The sequence below is a fragment of the Eubacterium sp. An3 genome (assembly GCF_002159465.1).
GTDB lineage: Bacteria > Bacillota > Clostridia > Lachnospirales > Lachnospiraceae > Anaerobutyricum > Anaerobutyricum stercoris.
The window spans coordinates 1-2,227 of record NZ_NFIR01000081.1; the positions used below are offsets into that span (position 1 = coordinate 1).

The following is a 2,227-nucleotide window of genomic DNA, read 5'->3' on the forward strand; positions in this document are numbered from 1 at the left end:
TGGCTCGTCTTTGTGGATTAAGATAATTATGTTATCCTCATCTTTTCCGAAAAATCATCTGGAAAAGACAGGTTATTCAAAAAAGATGAGGATAAAAATAAACTGAGCATAAGCCGCATACGATGTAGATGGCATCCACCCGGCTGATATCCGCTAGCATGGCGGAGCTTCCTTCAGCATCTGTATCGTCTGTGCCAGCAGGACAGGGTCAATATCATTTGCTACCAAAATACTGGAACTGCCGATATGGAGTTCCATGGAATGCGGGAACCCATCGATATGCTCCGTATCGCTGCCGGCGGGATATCCATGTCTGGGAATCTTTACAGATTCTTCGACCAGTTCGACTTTGACAATATCCTGTCTGGGCATGGCTGTATACGTGTCTCTGCCGGCGGGGGCCGGGATTGTATAGGTCCCTGCCTTGCGGAGACGTTTCACCCAGTTATAAAAAGTCCCCGGTTTGATATCATGTTCCAAACACCAGTGATAGTCAGAAAGCCCACTCTGGCGGCATTCTAGTACCAGTTTGTATTGTTCTTCCATTGGAATAGGTTTTGCCCGCATAAGATACCTCCCATAAATAAAGTAAAACGCTTGCTCTCTGGCAAAGAATAGAGCAAAGTGCTTGCTTATGATTATGGCACAGAAATGCGAGGTTGGGAATACGTACAGGAGATTAGGCGCTTACGATTCATATTTGTAAAATGTTTAGTTGTGTAGTTGTTGCCGCTATATGACACACTCTGATAAGCGGATACTTATAGTTCTTCAATAAAACTCAAATAATTATCTAACCAATAAACTTTATCAGCACTTTCGTATAAAGATTTTAAATCATTTTTGGTAAAATATATTAATTGATAGTATTCAAATTATCCATATTAAGAGGAAAGTAATGAAAGTAGAGTTCTATGATGGTACACTACCAAAAAAGAATGGAGGACAAGAATATGAATCATACGGAACAGGTTGGAAAATATTTAGAGTATTGTGAATTTAGAAAAGGATTAGACAGGAAAACACTAAAAGCGTATAGAATTGATTTGAAGCAATTCTTTAAATATACAAAGAAAGATATTCCTGGAAAAGAGAAGATAGAAGACTATATAACGGAGTTACATAAAAAATTTAAACAGAAGACAATTAAACGTAAGATTGCATCAGTTAAAGCATATTATAATTATCTTGAGGAAAAGGAAATTATTTGTGACAATCCTTTTAGAAAAATCAAAGTAAAATTTAAAGAGACAATGATTCTTCCTAGAATTATTCCTCGGGAAGAGATTGAGCAGCTACTTAATTACATATATGCACAAGAAGATAAAAGTAACGTAAAAACATATAAATATTGGTTAAGAGATATAGCGGTAATAGAAACCCTTTTTGCTACTGGAGCCAGAGTTTATGAAATATCAAATATTAGAGAAGATAACATAAATTTAAATACAGGACTTATAAGAATTATGGGAAAGGGTGGAAAAGAAAGGTATATACAGATTGCCTCATCTGAAATATTGAGTATACTCAAAAATTATTATATAGAAAATAAAAAAGAGATTAAACAGAGTGGTTTTTTCTTTGTAAATAATCGTGGATGCAGATATACGGAACAATCGATAAGATTGATGTTGAAAAAATATACAAAATTAGCTGGTATTGAGAGAAATATAACTCCTCATATGTTTCGACATTCATTTGCAACTTACTTAATTGAGGAAGGCGTAGATATTAGCTGTATACAACAAATATTAGGACATAGTTCAATTAAAACAACTCAGATATATATACATATAGCTGCCAAGAAACAGGCAGAAATTTTAAGAGATTTACATCCTAGAAACAGGATGAATATACTAAAATTCGTAGCATAGCAATTGATTTAGCGGATTACAGAGACAAAGCAAGCCGGCACAATTATTGGCGGCTTATTTGACGTACATAAAATAAGAATTTTTGAGAAAGATGAATGGGTTAGATTAAAATAAGTAAAGATGAGATAAGAATGCATATCTACATATGTAATATAATCAAAATTTATAGAAAAAAATAGATATTTTTGTTATAATAAATTAAATGATAAGGAGATAAATAAAATAAGTATTACTAGATAATTAGCAGTTATCCGTAATTGCCTGAGGATAAAGGAGGGAATATATGCATGAAACAGTCCATTATTATTACATATCATAAAAATAAAGATATGCTCTATTATTGTCTAAAACGT

At 33.5% G+C, this 2,227-nt stretch carries 2 protein-coding genes; one reads left to right on the forward strand and one right to left on the reverse strand.

What is annotated here, in order from left to right; genetic code table 11:
• Window positions 1-153: 153 nt before the first annotated feature.
• A complete protein-coding gene (locus B5F87_RS20310; RefSeq protein ID WP_087284477.1) occupies window positions 154-567 on the reverse strand; it encodes a hypothetical protein in 414 nt (137 codons plus the stop codon).
• A 386-nt stretch (window positions 568-953) separates the two neighbouring features.
• Between B5F87_RS20310 and B5F87_RS20315 the strand changes: the two genes are divergently transcribed.
• Complete coding sequence (locus B5F87_RS20315) at window positions 954-1,874, forward strand: tyrosine-type recombinase/integrase (protein ID WP_087284480.1); 921 nt, start codon at window positions 954-956, stop codon at window positions 1,872-1,874.
• Window positions 1,875-2,227 lie beyond the last annotated feature (353 nt).